Raw genomic sequence first — 20,742 nt, forward strand, 5'->3', positions numbered from 1 at the left:
ATGCGGAGTCGGCGGATCTTTCTGCTGTTTCTTGGTGCGTGCTCGGTCGCTGGTTTCGCTTCTGGCGTGACGACGGCGTTCCTCTCATCCGCACACGTAGAAGAGCCTCTTCCAGATGAGGGGATCTCAATGACGCCTCCCACCTCTTCTCTGGCGCTTGAAGGGGTGCGGGAAATGCAGGAAGAGATTACAGCCCTTAGTTGGGCTTCGTCTCAAAAACGGCTGGCTGTGAGTGCAGGGGCACAGGTGTCTCTCTGGACGGCTGATCTGGCATTTCGACAAACACTTGCTTTTCCGATGCGCTGTTCGCTCCTGGCCTGTAGTGATCAGTATATAGCGGCGAGTGATCAGGAGCTCGTGGTGTACGATTGGAAATCCGGTCACTATGTCGAAATTCCTGCGGTACCGCGGCCTATTACCGGCCTGGCCTGGGTTGCAGATACATTATTGTGTGCATGTGATCAACAACTCATTTCCTGGCGGCAATATCGGCTGCAGCAGATCTCCGTCTTCCGGGCTCCGATCCAGAGGCTGGCAGTTGTTGCGGACAGGTGTGCGATTGCTGTGGGGCAGGAAGTGATGCTCCTGCAAGGTGCTTCATGGCATGAGGTGGCGACGATACTGTTGAGTCTGCCTGTACGAGCTTTGGCCTGGTCTCCTGATGGCAGATTCCTTGCCATTGCAGATGAAGGTGGGGGGCTTGCTCTGTATCGAGGCTCACGGCAGGAAAAAAGGGTGCTGAGTGAGCATATCGCCTCGTTAGCCTGGTCTGCCGATGGGAAGTGCTTCATCTCGATAGGAGAAGGAGGCCTGACGGTTTGGGATACCAGCTTACAACAACAGGCACAAACGCTCTATCAAGGACAAGAGGTAGTCTGGATTTCTTCAAATCATGTTCTGTGTAGCAACAAGAAACAGCTTACGCTCTGGAAGCAGAACGAAAAAGAGGCGGCGCTGTAGCAAGCGCCGCGCCTCTTTTCTTCCGAGAGGTGGTCAGGATTTCAAGGAACATCGAGTATTTCTGGCGGTGGGGCGTTGAGTGCATATGTCGTGACGAGCCAGCTCTGGCCGGTGGCCGTATTCAGCCCTGCAAGGAGCAGGACTTGCATATGTTGGATGAGAGGTTTTTGTGTTTTCGGATCAAGGACGGTGTGCTCGTCTCGTTTTCCTGTTTGATCTGCTAACGACTGATACAGTGTAAAGGAGACATCAACCCAGGCAAATAGCTCATCTCCGTCCTGCTGGATCTTGTGAATCTGAGTGGATGGATGAAGAACCATTTGAACAAGCTGTTGCTGCTGGACCTGGTCAAACAGAACATTGTTGATCATCCGCCGATCATAGTGAAGGAAGCGTTCTTTTGCGGCAGGCGATAAAAAGGCCATTGCTGCTGTAAAGGTCCCGCCGTGCTGTTCCCGAATGCCAGCGTTGCGATAATCCAGATTCATTTCAGCCTGGACAAAGTCAATGGCCACACGTTGAGCACTGAGAGCGTCAATGGGGGTGAGGCCTGCTTGCTTCCAGCCGTTCGGTACGGGAAGAAGAGCGGATGACTCTGGTGGGGAAGCGGTAGGTGATGGTTGTTGTGTTGGTTGGAGTGGGTGTTTAGGAGCGTCTGCTGTTGGTACCGGGAGTGCGACCGGATACAATAGCAGAAGAAGTACACCGACAGCAAGCATGATGGTGAGGCCTGCAACCCTCCATTTCCAACGGCGCCGTTTGAGCGCAGGTTCAGGTGCGGTGGATGGTTCAGATCGGGGCTCAAGCGGAGAAAGAACCGGTGCGGCCTCTCCCGATGGCTGAAAGGGGGCCTCAAACGGGGCATCATCGAAGGTGAAAAAGAGGTCTTCCTTGTCTGGGAGTGTGTGTTCCTGTCCGTCTTTGTTGTGCGTTGATGGCATCTTTGTTTCCTCCTCATCGCAATAGTTTTGTTGGGAATATACTGTGTCCGTGAAGGAAGTCCGCAGAATTCCCCCGGGAACGATTCGGAAGGTGATCGGGAAATGGGCGGAACAGATGTATGCTCAGGGAAGGTGAAGGGGTGACCGTGGTTCGTCATGGAGGAGAGCGTTCCTTTTTTGTCTCTCTCTGCTTATGAGCCTTTGCGTTGGTGGTGCAGTGTGGCTGGTGAAAATTGCCCACAATCAACTTCGCTTGATAGGAAAGCAGGAGCTTTGTCCCTTGTGTGGGGGAGGAAGGCTTGAGCTGTAGAGGAGAGAGCCCCATACAGCTCAAGGGGTTGCTGTGTCAGGAGGGAGGAGCAAAGAACAAATTGAGCACTTCGACCGCTTCCTCTGCAATATCATCCGGGGTGTCAGCGGGTGGGTGGAGCGAAGCAGGGTGCTCAGATGGGCGGTGTTCAAGCATCGCGGGGATACACCCGTATCTCACTACAAAGCAGATCAGTTTCTCAAGATCAGGAAGCAGGAGTTCAGCCAGGCGGCGTCCTTCATACAGACCGTAGCAACCTGTCGGGCCGGGAGGTTCGAGCGCTGCCCCAAAGAGTGTCCCCCGCTCGAACAGTGTTCTGACTACATCATTGAGGTCTCGGTCATGCTGTTCTGCAAGGGCTTCTGCTTGTTGAATATCACGGATACGGAGACGAACATGTTTTAGGATGAGGCCACCAGATCGCTGCTTTGCCATTATGCCAGGATCCCCCTTCTACTTTGTTTCCGTTTTGCCAGATTGAGGAGCAGAAAGATCCCCGCGATGTTGGCGATCCGGGCAACATCCTCTGCCAGACATTTGATCAGGTGGGGAGGATGGTGTTGTGTTTGGCGGCGAATCTGGTGTGCCAGATCAATGGAGCCGCCCCCGGTGAATGCGAAAACCGCATCGAGAGTAGGATGATGGGCCAGAAGCGTACGAATCAGATTTCCCCCCTCTCGATCTTTGTATGCGGCTATGAGCTGTTTGCCTTTCTCTTGCTCTGCCCCTTCTAATGGGAGCCCTCCAATATAGACCTGGCCGCGGCGCATCATCTCCAGAGCGGAGCCATAGGAGAGAGGTTCCATCTGGGAGAAGTGTGCTTGGCGAAGAAAGATTCCCATATCACGGACAACGCTTGCCATTCCATCGGCGATTTTGGTGCCTGTGACCTGAAGCGACGCGTTGCGGCGGCGAACGGTGACAATGTGGGCGTCGTAGAAGCCAATATCAAACCAGACCCATTGAGGAACCTCGGGATGAAGCGAGCGGCCAAAAATATCGGAGTCAAAGGCAAAATGGCTCCCGAAGGTTTGGGGAACTGCGGGCAAAATCTCATGAATATGGATGTCATATCGATCAGTATCTTTGTACCAGAGGACGAAGGACTGTAAGCCAGTGGAGAGCGCTGCCTGAACCTGTGGGCTGACGCCCTGGCCAACGATGACTTCTTCGTTGCGACATCCCGGGCAGATGCCAATGAAATGGGTGCCCGGGCCATAGCCGGCCTGGATCAGGGTACTGACAAGACAGGCTCGGTTGAAATTCACAAAACGGTGATCGTTCCAGCGAACGTCTGTTTTGCCGATGGGGAGGCTGGCTTGCGCGTCAGCAAACGATCCGATATGGAAACGGGGAGAGCGAGAGCCGTCACGTTCTTCAACCTGCCACCATTCTCCGGTATCAGTGGCGTAAATAAGGGGGGTTGTTTCTTCCTCGTAGAGAGAAGGAGTTTGGGTGATGACCGGTGTATGGGTCGTTGCATGCAGCGTCATGACACGCGTTGCACTGTTGCCATTCTCCAGCGCCATCTCAATAACGGGGGCGCCATCAGCAGAGAGATACACCCCTGAGAGCGGGCCATGAGGGAGATGCAGTGGTTGCTGAGTTGTAATGAGATCAAGAAATGAGTGAGCGGGAAGAGACGTCATCGAAATCTCCTTTAGTTGAAAGATATCGTTTTGTGTTCTTTTTGTGTGCGTTTTGTGTTCGTCTACTTTCAACTTCCCAGTAGATGAAGGACACAAAAAGAACACAAAAATATTATGGTACAAAATCAAATGACTCATAGCCTGTCGAGGATTGTTTACGTGCCGTGTGCAGCACCTGTTGTGTTTTCTCGCTGGGAGACCAGGCCTGAGACGAGAGCCGACGCAGATGCTTGTAGTAGGTGGCCCAGGTGGTGTCAATATGATAGTGATCATTCAATTGGGTCCAGAGCCGAATGGCGTAGCGCATGGCTCGCTCGCTGGCTGCAACCCTTTCACCCACCTCTTTGCCCTTGAAGGAGATTTTGAGATCAAGCCGATTCTCTACGGCTTTCTGAGCATACTGAGCGTAGAGGGATGCAGCTTGTTGGAGATGTGCGGATGCGGCTTCGCTGGTTGCCTCTTTGAGTGCCTGTTCTCCCTGATGCTGAGCATGCTCTGCGAGCAACCAGAGGGCTTGCAGATACCAGTCGCGGTATTTGGTATAAGGGGCTCGGATCCAGGAACTATAGAGCGGCTCGAACTCTTCAGGATAGAGAGAGACCATTTCCTCAAAGAAATCGCCTGGATAGCTCTTGATCAATGCCTCCCCCGCCTGACGCTTCTCTTCTTCTGTGCCAGCAGTTTGCATGCGCTCATAGAGGTGAGTGAGCTGCTCGATGTCAGTGATATGACAGAGCGAGGTGAGAGCATATTGTTTGTGTTGATGCGAAAAGATCTCTTTCGGCGAAAGGGAGAGCCCGAGGTCAGCATTGGCCTGTTTGAGCGCTTTTTGCAGATCTTTGCGCAGCAATTTCTTGTGGGAATCAAATTGTTCTGATAATTTCTCCGTGGTCGCTTCCTCATCGGACAGCGTATGACCAAAGATATTCTCTAAGATTTTTTCGCGTGCAACTGGTTGATGTTCCCCGATATAAGAGACGAGTTGTAAGCGTCGGGCATTGCTGGGGGTTGGGAGGGGATACCGATGCATGGTATTGTTCTGCTGGATGACAAGAGTGAGACTGATGCTTTTAAGCACGGTAATGTCGAGGCGGATGTCTGCCAGATGGCATGGTTCGCCTGCTTTTCTCTTCTCCTCATCATGTTTTTCCTCTGCTGATGCTTGTTTCATTCGATAGGTGTGATAGAAACGTTGACGTCGTCTTGCCAGGAGCTGCTGTGCCCGTTGTGAAGGGGAAGATTTGGGGCGTGGTGGGTGTGGCCGTGGAAAGGTGAATGTCCTCATATATATTTCCTCTGGAAGCGTTTCTTGCATTTCGCTTGCGAAGGTCTGGTGATTTTCTGCAAAAGCGTGATGAGGAAGCGAGGAGAGCTCAGCGAGGCGGCTCCGCATAGTGTCAAGAAGCAGTTTGAGTGGGGTCAATGAATGGAAGAACTGGGAACTGATACCGATAATGCTAACCGCAAAGAGCGGGGAAAGGATTTTGATGAGGATGATGATGATAATAAATCGATAAGATGGATATTTCCAGAGAAGAGGTAATTGTGATAACATTGGCAAATGAGGGAGAGTACCAAAATAAAAAGTAATGCATGCTCCTCCTAGCATGCATAGAGGGAGGATCAACCTACGAGACATATTTTACTCCTTCTATAATCAGAGCGACAAACGAATAATAATCTTAGTATAGCGCAAAAGGTCGTAAAAAGAAACAATATAATTACTCTCTAAGAAAAGATGTTGGAATTCTTTTTCCCAGAAGAACATGCTCTTTGAAGCCGAGTCCCATGTCGTGTTTGCCCAGAAGAGCGGCTTCGCTGAGGACCCGGCTGGTTTCCTGAAAAGAGGCCGCCGCGAGCCAGCTTGCTGTCTGGAAGATGCTTTGAGAGAGCCCCAAAAGGATTGGACGGGCAAGAGCGGGGTGTCCTCCCTGAGCCAGGATGGCTGCGTTTTCACGGAAGAGGGTGAAGCGATCAATAGTTGTTCCTGGAATGAGTGCAGTATCTCCTGAAGCCAGTATCTGGACAGAGCGGAGTTGTTGGCGCAGGATCACTTCGATGTGCTTATCATGCAGGGAGACGCCAGTTGTTTGGAATACATGTTGAATTTCGGCCAGCAAATAGCGAGCAGTTGCTTCGCTACCGCGAGAAAGCAGGATCTCATGTGGATCGAGGGTCTCTGCTGTCAAAGGCGTCCTGGGTGTGGACCGATGGGAAGGGTGCCGAGCTTCAAAGAGTTCGATCACACGAGGCAGACCGAAGCGGATGTCCCCTTGAGCATTTGCGATGCCTCCAGAATGAAAGGCTTTCATCGAGAGCTGGGTTCCGGGTTCACCAATAGACTGCCCTGCGAGAATACCGACGGCTGTCCCCGGGTTAACCAGCTTTCCTGTTGCGAGATCGCTTCCATAGCAGAGACGACAAAGTCCATAGGAGGCCTGACAGGTCAATGGTGAGCGCACACGGATCATTGGCACATCTGTCAGGTGTTGGATCATGGTTTCCTCAATGAGAGTCCCGGCGGCGAATGCCCCTGTGGGCTCTGCAAGAACCCGACCAACGAGGCGCTGATGCGCTTCTCGGGTATGCACTGGCATGAGCAGTCCATCAGTGGTCCCACAATCATGAGTGGTGATCCATACTTCCATTCCGGCTTCGACCAGTTTTCGTGTGAGATAGCCGGTGGTGGCGGTATTCAGACTTCTTCCCATAAAGCCATTGCGTGCGGCAGAGGCGGCAATAAAGGTTTCTCCTACGCTCAAACCCTGTAGATAGTTGCCTCTCACTGGCGTTTCAATGATTGTTCCGTTTGGGCGGGCTAAAAGGCCTCGGATACCGGAGAGTTGGCGAATCTGCTGAAATTTGGCTTTTGTGGCTCCACTTTGGATGATGGTGGAGAGGCTTCCCCAGGGATCAAGGGCAGCTTCCAACCGAGATGAGATATGTTCGGTGACCTGTGTCCAATGCGAAATCAGTTGGCGCGATCGTTCCTCTCCTGTCATCATGCCGGCACTATACTGTTCCTCTATTTTTTCTGCTTCGGCATCAGCTTCTTGCAGAAGAGCATGCTTTTCTGCTGGAACCACGATATCACTGATAGCAAGACTGATGCCTGATCTGGTGGCATAGTGGAAACCAAGCTGTTTGAGTTTGTCGGCAAGCATGGCTGTCTGTTCATTGCCAAGCACGTGCAAACTTTCCGCAACAAGCTGCTTGAGGGCTTCTTTGGTCATAGCATAGTTGCGATATCCCAGTTCTGGAGGGAGCGCCTCGTGAAAAAGCAGACGTCCAACTGTTGTTGTGATACGTTGATGGAGCGGACCTGACTGGAGAGTACCGGGAGCAGTAAAGACCGTTTGATTGAGGCGCACAACAAGCGGAGTGTGCAGATCAAGCTGACCATGCTCGTAGGCCTGACAGGCGTCAGTGCTATCTGCGAACACTCTTCCCCCCTTCCTGGAAGAGGGACGCTCTTGTGTGAGATAAAACAAGCCGAGCACCATTTCTTGACTGATACTAATCGACGGCTCGCCTGAGGCTGGATGACGCAGATTGTGTGTCGAGAGCATTAAATGACGCGCCTCGGCCTGTGCCTCTTCAGAGAGAGGTAGGTGCACCGCCATTTGATCGCCATCGAAGTCCGCGTTAAAGGCCGAACAGACCAGGGGGTGAAGGTGAATGGCTTTGCCTTCTACGCGAACCGGCTCAAATGCCTGGATAGAGAGCCGGTGCAGGGTTGGAGCACGATTGAGCAAGACAACACGTTCAAACATGACTTCTTCCAGAAGATCCCATAAATCCTCTGATCGCTGGCGTGGCCGTTCAATCAGTCGTTTGGCCGCTCGTGGAGAGGGTGCGAGGTTTCGTTCCAGCAGTTTTCGAATCACAAAAGGTTTGAATAGCTCCAGACAGATATCAGTGGGGAGGCCACATTGATGCAGTTTCAGTTGAGCATTGCCAACAATGACCGAACGGCCAGAGTAGTCCACTCGTTTCCCGAGCAGATGGTGACGAAAGCGTCCATACTTGCCGGAGATCTGATCGGTGAGACTTTTGAGCGGTTGGCGTCGACTGTTGAGTTGAGGGTGAGTCATATGTTGATTATCGAAAAGCGCGTCGACGGCTTGCTGAAGCAGCCGGTATTCATTGTTGAGGAGAATTTCCGGCGTGTTTTGCGCTAAAAGGTGCTTGATCCGCTGATTGCGATGGATGACGCGCTCATAAAGAACGTTGAGATCGGAGGTGGCCAATCGTGCGCCGTGCAGGGGAACCATCGGGCGCAATTCAGGAGGCAAAACGGGAAGCACCGTGAGAATCATCCACTCCGGTTTGATGCTGGAGCGGCGCAACGCTTCGACGATGGCAAGCCGCTTGAGCCTTTTTTTCTCCTGTGAAGTGGACTGTTGTGTCCTCAGGGAGTCGGAGAGTTGATCAAGGTCGAGTGCGCGAAGCATCTGCTGAAGAGCCTGCGCACCTGTGAAGACAGATCGATGAGAGGCAGCGCTTTTGAGGTCAGCAGCGGTCTGCTGATCGACGAGCGTGTTGCTTTGCTGACTATCAACGACGAGATAGTTTTGACAGGTCAGGATAGCTGAGAGCTGTTGTGGGGAGAGATCGAGGAGGAGGCCGAGGATACTCGGTGTGCGTCGGGCATACCAGGGGTGCGCAACTGGCAGGGCCAGCTCGATGTGTCCCATGCGTTCGCGCCGCACGGTCGCAGGTGCCAGTTCCACACCACATTTTTCACAAATCGTACCAGGTAATCGTTTCTTTCGATACTTTCCGCAGGCGCAGCTCCAGTCTTTTGTTGGTCCGAAGATGCGTTCACAGAAGAGACCGTCTTTTTCTGGTTTAAGCGTGAGGTAGTTCACGGTCTCCGGTTTGGTCACCTCTCCTGAACTCCAGCCTCGAATATGTTCCGGGCCGGCAAGACTGATGCGAATTGCTTCCATAACATCTCCTGGAGTAGAGAAAATGAGGAATCCTGCGAGAGGATTCCTCATGCATGGCTTTCTATCTACTGATGTGTGTTACCTTTGGAATTGCTTTTTGCGTGAACCTTGTGTGCAAATCGGGGCAGCGCTGGTATTGGCTCTGTTGTCGGATCCGCATGTGAGGGAAGCAGGAAATCCCGGGTATCAAAGGTCAGCGATTGCGTGTCGGCGGAGCGCAACTGATATGTTGACCCAACCAGCGCCGTCGCTTCAAGTGGAATCGGGGCGATATAGATGCGGCGGCTACGCCCATCCTGGATAAGCAGTGCTTCATCTCCATTGGGATTTTTCTGCCAGCGTTGCCACCAGGGGCGCTGAGGAGCGCTGCCTGAAAGATAGATCTGGACCGATGATGAGGCTACGATTTGTCGTTCGCCCGGGCCTAGATCAGCAGGCGTGCCGGTAGCGACAAAAAGACTGCCATATGGCTCTATGTGACTGTAGAGAGATGTAATCTCGCCAGGCTCAAGCAAAAGTTCTGGATGCCGGAGTAAGACAAGCACGCTCTGGTTTGTACACAACTCTGTGAGATAGCAGGCAAGTTCGGAAAGGAAGAAGCGTGCATGTAATCTGGCTGTTTCTGGTCTACTCCATGCGGCGAGGCTGATGTAGCAGGCATCCACATCTGCCAGAGTCCAGCCTCCATTGAGGGATTGTCCAATGAGAGCGTCAAGGGAGGCAAAGCGCAAAGGGAGCCCTATGTAATCTCGAGAGCGAATCTGCTTCAGCAAAGAGGCTTGCTCCGGAGCTCGCTGGTACAGTTGCTGAATGAGTGCGCCCAGGCTGGAAGGTAGAGTGTGGGAACGCTGTAATTGTTCTGTTAAACCGAGGATGGCGATATGTTGGTCATAGGGTTCTTGAGGGAGTGAAGCGAGCTGGAGAAGTTGCTGAATAAGAGCCTGTGGAGGCTTTGCCATGCCGAGCCCGTCGTAGGCTTCGTACGGGAAGCAACGAACGCGTTTCGGTTTTCCTCGCTGCATGGTTGCAGTAAACGTGGCAGCTTCTGTATCTGTGGGTTGAAAATCGAGATAGATGACCTTCCAGCCAGTCTGAACAGCGTTATAGGCAAGGCGATGCAGCATAAGGCTCAGATATCGCTCAGAGCCAAAGAGGCTGCCCCGATGCTCAGCCAGATCAAGGCGTACTGGTTTGTGGTTGCGGAGAGAAAATCCGATGGTCTTCTGCATAGGAGTCCTTCTTTCTTGCTTGTTGATCTGAATCGAGAAAAAGCGGTTGGAGCGCAGGAAGATGAGCATTGTTGGGATTGGTGACGAGCACTCCAACCACTGAAAACGATACAAGCAGGATGGGGAAATATTCCGGGAAAAGAACAGGAACCTCTCTGGAAAGCGGCAGAGACCCAGATGTGGCGTGTCTGTTTCCGGGAGTTTCCCGTCTGCGGACGCGGAGCAGTATTCGAGAAGAAACCGAATATTGGCGGGATACAGCCGTAAGGAGGGCTCAAGGGAAACGAGTATTCAGAAGATCGGCAAGGAGAGGCTGCAGGCCGTATCGATGTATCTCTTCTTCTGAATGAAGGAAGATGTGAAGCTCTCTGGCCTCAGCCTCTTTGATCGCCTCCTGGATACTTTTCCGTTTGTGCGAGCGATGCAGAATAAACAGGAGAGGCGGAAGATGTTTCCCCGTTGTTTGTTGATAGTCTCCATATGCTTCGATCTTGGCGATATGTTCACGAAAAAATGTTGTTCCTCTATCATATTCGATGAGGAGAGATTGAGGGAGTGTATTCCCCGGGAGTTGATAGATGAACTCGGCGTCGGGACGGATGAACACAATCTTGTGTGAGAGCGCATCCTGGTGCCATCGTATTGCCTCTTGTGCATTCTTCCAGTACATGATGCTATACGTTGTAGGGGAGGCAAGTGCATAGATAGCTCGTATACACCGGTATAATTCACAGGTATGGGAGTGTTGGTTATGAAGTAGCGTGATTCCTCGTTGCTGCCAGGAACCAGAAGGAGCCGGGTGGAGATAGGATGTAAGGGAGCGTCGATGCCGGATGGCCTGATAGCGGAGGGCTATTTCAGTGACGTGATAGCGGTTACGTTCGCGCTGTGTGGGAGCATCCTCCCAGAAGGAGCACTGCACGAGTTGGAGTGCAATCAGGGGCTCAAGGTGTCGATGCAGAAGGCGAAGGTCTGTTTTTCCAGGGTGTAAGAGCGTGAGAAGATCATCATCTCCCAGATATGGATGTCGTGTGAGCCAGGAGAGAATAGTTTTTTGCTGCTGATTCAGAAGCAGTGAAAGCATAGCGGCTGTCTCGATCTGAGTCTTTTTCCCGCCTCGCAGCGCTTCGAGCATGAGGTGCGCTTGTTTGAAGGGGGCCTGGGAAGCGAATTGTTGTGCTTCATGTTGAAGGTCAGCGCCTACATACACGGGCAATGAGCGAGAGATGCAGGGAGCTTGATCGGAGGAGTGAATGCTGATGGGGGAAATGGAAGTGTTCGGTAACGATGCAGATGACGGGGGGAGAGGGGGGAACAAGCTGTGAAGGTGGTGGAGTTGTGTGGTGTTACGCGGCCAGTGGGCAAGGTGTTTCAAGGGGAGCCAGATCTGTTCATTGATCTGTTCGAGCTGGAGAAGATTGCCAATTGCCCCTTGCAGGAAGGGCAAAGGAGCAATGAGATCTGCCCAGAACGAATAGCGGGCAGGGATAGAAAGGAGTAGAAAGACCGGGCGAGGGCGGCCTGGTTGAGGGGTGCTCTGGCTCCGTTGGATATGCGTGAGAAAAGAGCGATCCTCGCGGGAATGAAAGGGCCGATCCGGGAGATCTACAGAGATGGCATAATGCAGATGTGCTTTTGAAGGAGTACGCACAATATACAAGGCGTCGTAAACCACAAACCGCTGTTGGCCCCGGGAACTCCGGAATGGTTCTTTCCAGGGCTGTTGATACCAAACCAATTGGGAACCGGCTGGAGAGGTGGCAAGGAGGTGACTTATACATGTTGAGAGAATGGCGTGAATGTCTATTCTGGCAAGTCTGGCCTGTAAATCAGCGCGGGTTACTGGATAGCTTTGAGCCAATGGGAGGGGGGAAGGAAGCTGAAGAGATTGAGCGAGATACTGGAGTCCCTGATCTGTAAGGTAATACCGGAAGATCCGATGCGCTTCTGAGAGAACGACATGAGAGATAAAGTTGCCTGTTTCTAATTGATGCAGGAGTCGCCAGATCGTTTTTGTGTTTTTGTGTTGGATGCGGGCCAGCTCCTCGACTGAGCTGAGCGAATGCCAGGTTAGCCAAAGGAGCTGCTGGTGTTGTTCGGCGCTGAGCTGCATGATCAGGCTCGTTCCCGGCTTTCGCGTTCTTTGCCTGCTCGTCCCCATGAGCCAGAAGATGAGAAGAATGGACGCTGTTCTTCATGTCCCTCTGGTGGGGGCACCGTTTCCTGCTGAATAAGTCCCGGAGGAGGACTTCCAATGGGCATTTTCGTGACGGGGGTGGGCTGCTTATTGCGTCGACTCCGGGGATGATTTCGGCGCCTTTTTGGCTCGCTGGCCGCGTGCGGTCCTGCTTCCTGGGGGACAATGGTCGGTGAGGTGAGGGAAGTATGCTCGTGCTGTTGTTCCTTGGGTGCGGTCGAGAGAAGCGGAGTGGATGTTGTAAGCGATGAAGGAGAAGGAGGCGACGCCGTTTCTGCCTGAGGACTCTGCGAAGCAGGCGAGAGATGGTATGATTGTATGTGCTGAGCGAGTTCTGTGGCCTGCTCTTTTTTCTGCTTGCTCTGTTGTGCTCCTTGTGCCTCACGTTGAATTTTTTGCGCAAACGTCTGCATATCGAGAAACTGTTTGAGGTGTTTTGCATGGTTGGCATCGATCTGGGTCGCTGGGAGGCAACGAGCTTGAGCCTGGCGACGAATGTGCTCACGAGTCGCATCTTGACTCGCATTTTTTTGCCATCCATCTGGATGGGCTACCTCAAAACTGGCGAACTGAAGTGGATGGCCTGGAAGCGAGAGGCGAGTATAGCAGTGCAGCCTGGGTTGAGAAAGCAGGTATTTTTGCGTCACTTTCTTCTGAAATTCTTCCTCCAGGAGTCTGGCGTCTGTCGCAGAGACATTGAAGGACCAGAGATTTTCACAATTTGCCAGGATGATTTCGAGCAGGCCGTCTTTGATCTGGTTTAAACGTTTCAGGGATTGGGTTGAAAGCAGCATGGCACACCCGTATTTTGCGTCCTCACTGAGAAGTTTGTCATACATGCTTCCGCTGAAGGTTTGAAGTTCATCAATGGCGACGAATACTTTGCGTCTTTGAAGCAGGGAGAGATGCTGCTGGGTGGCAAAGGTGCGGTGCAGGAGATTGATCAGGGTTGATCCCAGAATATTGATCGAGGCATCATCCAGGTCACGGGAACTGAGCGCACAGAGGACAATCTTGCCGTGGGTGATGGCTTGCTGAATGGGAGCCGTGGTGACTGGTTGGCCAATAATGCGCCGAAGCACCTCATTATCGTTAAAGACCCCGAGTTTGGAGATGATAGGCATGATTACTTCCTGCCTGAAGCCGCTTTGTTTGGGAAGCGCAAAATAGACATTTTGCCACCAGGCTAAAAGTTCCTGATGCCAGGTCTCGCTCATATCAAGATGACGCAGGACCTGGATTGCATAGTTTTGGTATTGTAACAAAGGATTGATATCCAGCAGGGTGTATTGCTCGTGTGCCTTCCCTGCTGCTACAAGGCGTTGGTTGAGGCTGTATAAAAGCAGGCAGACCGATTTTAAAAAGTAAGCCATGCGTGGTCCCCAGAACTCCTGCCAGACACGTTCAAAGCAGGACATGAGATTGCTTACAGCCTGATCACGGGTGAAGCCCATCGTGGCATCAAGCGGATTGAGGCCAACAGGATAGGCGGTTTCCGTGAAATCCAGAAGGATCACGTCGGCGATGCGTGTTGGCGGAATGCAGCCCAAAAGATCCTCGATCAGATCATGATGAGGGTCGATGACGAAGATACCCGGTTGTGGCAAACCATCTGTAATAGGATGCATTGCCCCTTGAAGCATCAACTGCATCAGCACTGATTTCCCTGAGCGAGATCGCCCAACCAGAAATTTGTGACTGAAGAGCGTGGCAAAAGGGAGATAGACGGGCGTTGCATAGCCTCGATGCTTTGAGTACCCCAGTAAGACCGGTGGAAGCGGAGTTGGAGCTGTACTGATATGATGAGCAATCTCAGGAGAGAATAAGAGGTGTTTAACACTCATTCTCTGCACGAGAGGAAGGTCTGTTGTTTCTTGCGGGAGATGAAAGGCCCCTGCAAGTTCCAGCCCGTTCCACACATCGTTGCAAGGGGCTCCTCTGTGGAGAAACCGTACGAAAGGGTGATGATAGGGAAAGGCTGAAGGAATGCCTGGAAGCTGTTTGGCCTGTCTCTGTTCGGGGGTAAGATGACGGATCCGCTTGAGGGAAAGGCCGTTTGCACTTGCCAGCGTGAATTGATGATAGGCTGTTTCCAGATGAGTGAGCAATGTGCGGAGTCGCTGTTCTGTTGTGGTTGTTTGTGGGCCGATGATGATGACACGCAGGTGTGTATAATATGCCGCACGCATGAGTTTCTCGGCGACCAGCTTCATATCATAGATGCGTGGTGGTTTCCTTCGAACGAAAAACCACCAGAGAAGGAGAACAAGCGTGATAACGGTGCCCGTTGCTAGAAGCGTGAGGGGAAACCAGGCTTGTTGCTGATACCAGCGATAACCCGAGAGAATCACCATTCCTCCAAGCAAGCCACCAAGAATCCGGAGACCTCCGGCATTGGGGGTGCTGGTCTCCCTGCTGGCGACGACGGTCCGGTTGCGCTCCTCCTGAAGTGGATGCTCAACGGCTTTGCGAATGTCCTTTGAGATCCAGGTTTCAGGTGCTCGCTGCAAGGCCAGTTGACTGATGATACGTTCACGCGGAACAACGGCTTCCATAGCTGCCAGAATGCCCGCAAGTGGGTCGGATCCTGTTTCCGCCAACGTTTTCCCGCTAAAGGTCTTGAGAGGCATCCAGCTCGGCTTGAGAAGGGCAAACTCGCCGATAAGAGCGTGTTCGCCGGCTCGAAGTATCAAGGGATCTGCGGAAGATGCGATCCGTTTGATTTCAGCCTGAGGATATTGGGCTGCGAGCTGCTTTGAAAGGAGGATAAGCTGATCTTTTGAGGTGGCACGGAGCAGGAACCCCTGTGCTTTGCTGGTTCCGACCAGTTCAAGTGCAAAAGGTTCCCTGGTGCTACAGGCTTGAAACCAGTTTTCCATTGCCTCCGCCTGAAGAACACCTTCTTCATGGGGCACAAGCTGAACCAGATGCTCGGCTCCCGTGGCCTGGCATGGAATAGGAAGCGTTGATGTAGTGGAGAACTGCGTCATGTCTTTCTCTCCTATACAAGGATGGGATGTGGAAGCATACAACGTCCAGCGAGGAGCAGCAGGCCAGAAAGAATGAGGAGAAGGAAGCGAACAAGCTGTGCCTGTTTGGTGCTTTGTCTCTTTTTACGCATCTGTTTGCCCTTTCCTGGTATGATCATGGTGTTTTCGTAACGTTCGGCGTTCCTGCGGGTCTGTTGTCAGGAGGTGGCGGATTTGCGGGATTGAAGCAATCGTCAGTGCTGCAAACTCATTCCCACAGCGCATGACCGCTTGACCTGGCACAGCCTCTGTCAGGACGCGCTCAAGCTCTGGAGAAAGATTGAGTTTGGCGACTGCATTGGGCTGCATACCAAGAAAGAAGGCCGTACCAGCATTTGACAGGATCACAGCGCCTTCTTCCAGGAAATCCCCGGGGTGCTGACTCAACGTGATCTGCGCAATGCCTAATTTTCGGAAGCCCCGTGAGCCGGCTTCGAGATACCGTCGGCCCGCTGGATGTTTGAGCATATAGCTGGCCTCCTCGACAAGGTAGGCGAGATAGCGTTCATCTTGACGCAAGGCACGATGCCGATACAGAAAATTTTGCACGACAAAGGTCATGAGAGGGTACCATTTCTCATCAAGGTCGCAGATGGAGAAAATGGTCATCGGTTTTGAGATTGAGATCCGGGTTTCTCCCGGGAAAAGATACAGCGCCTTCTCCAGGCGTTCGAGCAGAGAAAGTCGCATCTCTTCAGAAGAAGCTTTTGTTTGCTTCATGGTCACAAGAAAATCCGCCAGCGTTGGAGCCGGGATGAGTAAAGTTGCGGGATCGTGGCGAATAGCTTCACTGGTAATCCCTTTTGCGGCATAGGTATGCCGGGCGACCTGCATAAGATATGCCTCTTCAATTTTAGAGAGTTTCGCGTTGCCATTTTCTGCATCTGTCACAATGAGTGCCAGCGCTACCATCAGATGGTTATCGAGAAACTCGGAGAGGAGATCAATAGGGGCATCTGGATCTACATGCTCGGGGCCAAAGGGAAGATCAAAGAAATTGATGGGGCAGCTTTGTGCCAGATTGTAGCGTTGGCTTTCGCCTGCTAAGGCATTGTGGAGCGGGAGATAGTCGTCATCACGATCCAGCACAACGATGTCTGCAATGCCCATGCCTGCAAGTCCAGTCACGAAGGTCTTGCCAAGCCAGCTTTTTCCCATTCCAGATTCGCCAACCACAACGATATGAGGATTCGGGATCTTTTTTTCGGCAGACCAGGGATTGAAGTAGACGGGTCGGCGACTGAAACCTGAGCCGGTGAAGCCTAAGAAGACACCCGTTGGCGTTCCCACAACGCCGGAAGTCGCATGGAGGAAAGTGGAGCAGACATCGCCTGGTAAGTTTATTGCGTGGTCAAGGAGGACAGCCGGGCAGGTCGGAAGGCTGGCCTGCCAGAGCACGTCTTGCTGCCGTAGGCCTGGGAGCACCTGAAGCTGCCTCTGGCGCAAATGGGAAAGCAGGTAGTGAGAGCGCTGTTCCAGACGCTCAAGGCTGCTTGCATGAATGCCAATGGTCATAGAGACGACAAAGATCTTCAAGCGACGTTCGGCCAGCTCACGGGTTATGTGCTGGATTTGTTCGGCCTCAATGTGTTGATCTGCTTTCGTGATACGGAGCGCTTTCTGATCTGCAAATCGCTTGCTTTCTAGCTTCACTAAATGCTGCTCCAATCGATGAAGGATGATGCGTGTGTCTAGTGGTTCAAAAGTGGTAGAAACATGCATGGGAAGTCCCAGTTCCATGAGCTCGTTGACCCAGCCACATGCTAACTCATGCCCATAGGTCACCACCGTAAAGTAGCGCTGGTAGCGTTTGCCGCTCTGTCCTTCGACTTCAAGCATGTGAGGATGGATCGTAATCCGTTTTGGGGCGAGCAGATCTGCGAGCGAGTGGTCTTTTGTTGTTGTGTGTGGAAGATGCTTTGCAAGGATGCCTGGCTCAACGTTTGTTGCTCCAGGGACCAGGCTCGAAGCGAAGACACGCAGGATTTCTTGATCAGAAAGGAGTGTGATCTGCACCTCCAATTGCTGGAACAGTTTTTTAACCACCGAATAGCGAATACGGAGTTGATTGAGAAGGTGCGCTTTTGAGATGGATGGTGTGTGGGTACGACCTGGCAGACGGAAAACGGTGAAGAATGCCCCTTGCTGCGCTCCTTGAGCAGTCCGAATGGTTTCTTCCTGTGTTGAGACTGAGAGGATGACGAAGTGCCTGGTAAGCGTACAGTTGGGTATGTGCTGTTGCTGAAAGTGCAGGCTTGCCTGTTGGAGCCTGGCAAGCTGCGGGGTATTGGATACATGCTGAAGGGCTTTCTGTTGTATGCGTAGTGGCGCAAATGCCCGGGGATGAACCTGCTCTGTATGAGAGATGAACTGAAGACGGAAATCCAACCCCGCTAAAAAGGTCTCAAAGCGTTTGAAGAGTTGTATCTGTTCTGTTCGGGGCAGGTAGCGGATATTGCGTCCTGTGATCTCAAGAATAATCCAATAATACTCTCCTCCTTTTGATGTGCTATAGCCTGCAATCCCGTGTTCCAGACGATTAAACCGAATCCAGGTGGTTTGAATGGATGGCTGGGAGCGCCGCTGTGCCTTCTGTTCTGCTTGAAAAGAGCGATATGTTGTGTGGCGCGGGATACTCAGTGAATGACCATAGAGATAAAGCCAGCGCAGGAAAGTGTAGCCGTGTATTTTCCCGTGAACAAGTACGAGGACTGGTAGAGCCAGAGCGATGCCGATGAGAAGGCGGGTGGTCAGCGGGAAAGAACTGGTAAGTGCCAGGATGCCGGCTCCAGCCCCCAGATCACAGAGAAGTTGTGGTAAGGTGAATAGACCGAAAACCTTTTCCTCAAACGAAAAGAGGTGACCGGGAACTCGTTTCAAGAGCGAATCGTGTTCGTGCATATTCTCTCTCCTCAAAGAGGGAAAAGGGTGTGAAAGAAGGAATAGTGCTTTTTCTCGCCCTTCTCCCTTTGGGTAAGTTCGCCGTCAGCGACGACGAAAGATGCGCTATTACAACATATGCGCCAGGGATTGGGCGAATTGGATGAGCGTCCCCGTTGCTGCAATAATGCCCGCACAGATAAGAACTTTTTGGAGTTGTTCCCAGCGCTGGCTTCTGGTTGTTGGGCTATTGTCATTCGTGAACATGATCATCATTGCATAGATGCCGACCATTAAACCTGCCAGGGTGATGCCAATGGTCGCGGCATGCACCTGTAATTGTTCAATAAGAGTGTTGAGGTTATTGAGGGTATCCATTTTTCGTATCCTTTCTTGTGTTTGTTGCTATACAAGCAATGTAACCGCCTTTACTGCTGTTCCAGCGAGTGCCCCTATCCCTTCTCTGGCGTTTCCACCGGTAACAGCGGTGAAACGTGAGAGTAACCCTGGAATCTCAGCGGTCATGGAGAGCATTGCTGTGGCAAGCAGTAAGCCGGTCAGGCCGGTCTGTTTTGTGGCGATGAGGAACTGAAAACCAAGACCAAAGGTGAGAAATTGTAGAAATTGCTCAAAGATCGTCGCAATATACATTCGTGCCCACATACTGCACACCGATGCGGTGTATGGATGGGCAGAGGTAAGGAGTGCAGGGCCGGAAAGGATGAACAGGAGATTGAAGCGGACAACGCGTTTGATACATTGAAAGATGATGCGAAAAAAGGTGATACAGAACAGGATGACGAGAACAATGGCAACAATAAGGAGCTGCCCGTTGGAAAAAAGTTGGCCGTCATTGACCTTGAGGATAAAATCCTGCACGTTGCCCCTCACTGCTTCGCAGAGCAGGTTATTGAGGAGCAGGAGCTGTTCCCCTATAAAGGCACTCAAATGAATAAGGAGAGCTGTGAACAGCACTTTCGCGACGAATTGCCCGATGGGCATACGAAGCGCTCCGACACTCTGCCCATACATGATTTGAATTGTGCCGACTACCAGTACCAGGCCCAGGGAAAGATCAGCCGCTCCTACCATTACAGCCCAGGCGTGATGCACAATGGCGTTTTGTGTTGTGAAATGAAGAGGTGTCGTACCAATGAGATCAATAAATGGGTGAATAGGTGAGGAGAGGACTAACAAGAGTTCTGTTAGTCGATCCACGAGCCACTGAAGCAGATCAAAATGAAACATATGTCCTCCTCTTTCGTCCTGACCAGGACCTTTGTTGACAAACTCTACTTGCCTGAGACTGGCAAGAGGCAGAAAAAGAACGGATATGCTGGGGAATGATCGGAAAAGAAGCGGAAAGCATAGCATGCCATTGGTTCTGCTCGTTGAGTCACCTTGCCGTTCGGGATGTATTCTCCCTCTGTTCCGGGTTTGGCCAGGATCGAGCAGTTATGCTAAACCTGTCTTCGCGAAGTCAAGTTGATGTGTTGGCATTGTAGATAGTGTTGCTTTGGTTATTCAGCGGGTTCTCCTCGCTGGGTAACCAGCGTTCATGGAGGGCCTTCTGACCGTTTGAGATTCATTCTAAGGAGGGTCATCCATGTTCCAGAAACCTGATTTTGCAGTAGCTGAGAAAGCCTTTTTTGATTGTCTCCACCTGATGAATGGGAAAGAACAAAAGGAAATCCAGGAACTCCATCAGAAGGTGAAGGGTGAGTTAAGTGACCTATGGACGTCACTCTTAGAGATGGCAAGATGGGAGAGGCAGGTGCAATTGACCGATTTTCTCTGTCTCCACGCGCGGGAGAGAGCATTGTATCAGTTTGAAGTGGGAGCTGTTTCATTGAGTCCTGCTACGCCTGGACTCAGAGAGGCACTCCGGGCAAACCTGGAGCGAAAATACCGACAAGCGGTTGATGAACTCCAGCTCGAAGCCGAAAAAGCGCGAAGAAACAGAGAACGGGAAGCAGAACCGTTGGTGCAACGGCGGATCCAGGGGACGGAGCAACTGCTTGAACGCCAGCTCAATCTCAATGGCGAGCTCCAACAGCGGTTGTTCCAATCTTTTGAGGCCCAGTCTCAGCTTATGCGTGAAATGCATGCCGATTCTCGACAGTCTTTGCAACTTGCGATGACAGGCGTGCAGCAACTTCAACAGGGGCTGCCAGCATTCGTAACACCGGCATTGGAGTTGGTGAAGACCAGTCAGGCCCATTTACAGCAGCATTTGCCGTCCTCCGTAGAGGAAGCAACCGTCCGTATGGAGGGACGAAAGTTTCGGCGAAAGCTGGTCTGGCTTGCGATCGTTACAGGTGTCTTAATCCTACTCCCGTTAGTCGCCTATGGGTTATTGCAACTTCTCTGAACTCCGAATCTCATCGTAGGGCGATCGAACTCTGAGATTCGTTGTAGGGCAGATACTCTCAAGAGATGAAGGTAGATTCCCGCTGTGGGCTTCTCCTTCTCTCTTGAAACTGTTATTTTCAACTCGATCCAATAATGCTGCAAGGTCACCTACTTCCTCAGCAATGAATCGTTTCCTGCATCTTTACTTTTTCTCCCCTTCTCCGTTTCGCCTGTCACGTGACC

13 protein-coding genes are annotated in these 20,742 nt (G+C 52.0%); 2 read left to right on the plus strand and 11 right to left on the minus strand.

Features of this window, described 5'->3' with window-relative positions:
• Entirely contained in the window at positions 1 to 960 is a 960-nt protein-coding gene (locus EI42_RS21650; protein WP_170142815.1) for a WD40 repeat domain-containing protein, read from the plus strand.
• Positions 961 to 1,001: 41 nt separating this feature from the next.
• On the opposite strand, the gene EI42_RS21655 is transcribed toward EI42_RS21650, so the two are convergent.
• The 11 genes from EI42_RS21655 to EI42_RS21705 form a co-directional block, all read right to left on the minus strand.
• Positions 1,002 to 1,901 (minus strand): hypothetical protein, encoded by a 900-nt coding sequence (locus tag EI42_RS21655; RefSeq protein ID WP_111324729.1) that lies wholly within the window; start codon positions 1,899 to 1,901, stop codon positions 1,002 to 1,004.
• Positions 1,902 to 2,247: 346 nt separating this feature from the next.
• The gene (locus EI42_RS21660; RefSeq protein ID WP_111324730.1) at positions 2,248 to 2,646 is read right to left on the minus strand and encodes a hypothetical protein; all 399 of its coding nucleotides are present in this window, start codon (positions 2,644 to 2,646) and stop codon (positions 2,248 to 2,250) included.
• Positions 2,646 to 3,860, minus strand: coding sequence for an acetate and sugar kinases/Hsc70/actin family protein (locus EI42_RS21665; RefSeq protein WP_111324731.1), 1,215 nt, complete (start codon positions 3,858 to 3,860; stop codon positions 2,646 to 2,648). Before EI42_RS21665 ends, EI42_RS21660 begins: the two co-directional genes overlap by 1 nt.
• 112 nt (positions 3,861 to 3,972) lie before the next feature.
• Positions 3,973 to 5,145: a hypothetical protein gene (locus EI42_RS21670; protein ID WP_137686345.1), complete on the minus strand. Its 1,173-nt coding sequence runs from the start codon at positions 5,143 to 5,145 to the stop codon at positions 3,973 to 3,975.
• Positions 5,146 to 5,581: 436 nt separating this feature from the next.
• The gene (gene rpoC, locus EI42_RS21675) at positions 5,582 to 8,812 is read right to left on the minus strand and encodes a DNA-directed RNA polymerase subunit beta' (RefSeq protein WP_111324733.1); all 3,231 of its coding nucleotides are present in this window, start codon (positions 8,810 to 8,812) and stop codon (positions 5,582 to 5,584) included.
• A gap of 65 nt (positions 8,813 to 8,877) precedes the next feature.
• The gene (locus EI42_RS21680) at positions 8,878 to 10,041 is read right to left on the minus strand and encodes a hypothetical protein (protein ID WP_111324734.1); all 1,164 of its coding nucleotides are present in this window, start codon (positions 10,039 to 10,041) and stop codon (positions 8,878 to 8,880) included.
• A gap of 274 nt (positions 10,042 to 10,315) precedes the next feature.
• On the minus strand, positions 10,316 to 12,202 hold the full coding sequence (locus EI42_RS21685; RefSeq protein WP_211326304.1) for a replication-relaxation family protein: 1,887 nt from the start codon (positions 12,200 to 12,202) through the stop codon (positions 10,316 to 10,318).
• Positions 12,157 to 15,228 (minus strand): type IV secretory system conjugative DNA transfer family protein, encoded by a 3,072-nt coding sequence (locus EI42_RS21690; protein ID WP_111324736.1) that lies wholly within the window; start codon positions 15,226 to 15,228, stop codon positions 12,157 to 12,159. Before EI42_RS21690 ends, EI42_RS21685 begins: the two co-directional genes overlap by 46 nt.
• A gap of 123 nt (positions 15,229 to 15,351) precedes the next feature.
• A complete protein-coding gene (locus EI42_RS21695) occupies positions 15,352 to 18,168 on the minus strand; it encodes a helicase HerA domain-containing protein (protein WP_111324737.1) in 2,817 nt (938 codons plus the stop codon).
• A gap of 108 nt (positions 18,169 to 18,276) precedes the next feature.
• Entirely contained in the window at positions 18,277 to 18,525 is a 249-nt protein-coding gene (locus EI42_RS21700; protein ID WP_111324738.1) for a hypothetical protein, read from the minus strand.
• A 27-nt stretch (positions 18,526 to 18,552) separates the two neighbouring features.
• Positions 18,553 to 19,395 carry a hypothetical protein gene (locus EI42_RS21705; RefSeq protein ID WP_111324739.1) on the minus strand — a complete coding sequence of 281 codons (843 nt, stop codon included), beginning with the start codon at positions 19,393 to 19,395 and terminating at the stop codon, positions 18,553 to 18,555.
• A gap of 358 nt (positions 19,396 to 19,753) precedes the next feature.
• Between EI42_RS21705 and EI42_RS21710 the strand changes: the two genes are divergently transcribed.
• The gene (locus EI42_RS21710) at positions 19,754 to 20,518 is read left to right on the plus strand and encodes a hypothetical protein (protein WP_111324740.1); all 765 of its coding nucleotides are present in this window, start codon (positions 19,754 to 19,756) and stop codon (positions 20,516 to 20,518) included.
• The last annotated feature ends 224 nt before the right edge of the window (positions 20,519 to 20,742 follow it).

This window comes from Thermosporothrix hazakensis, from assembly GCF_003253565.1.
GTDB classification, from domain to species: domain Bacteria; phylum Chloroflexota; class Ktedonobacteria; order Ktedonobacterales; family Ktedonobacteraceae; genus Thermosporothrix; species Thermosporothrix hazakensis.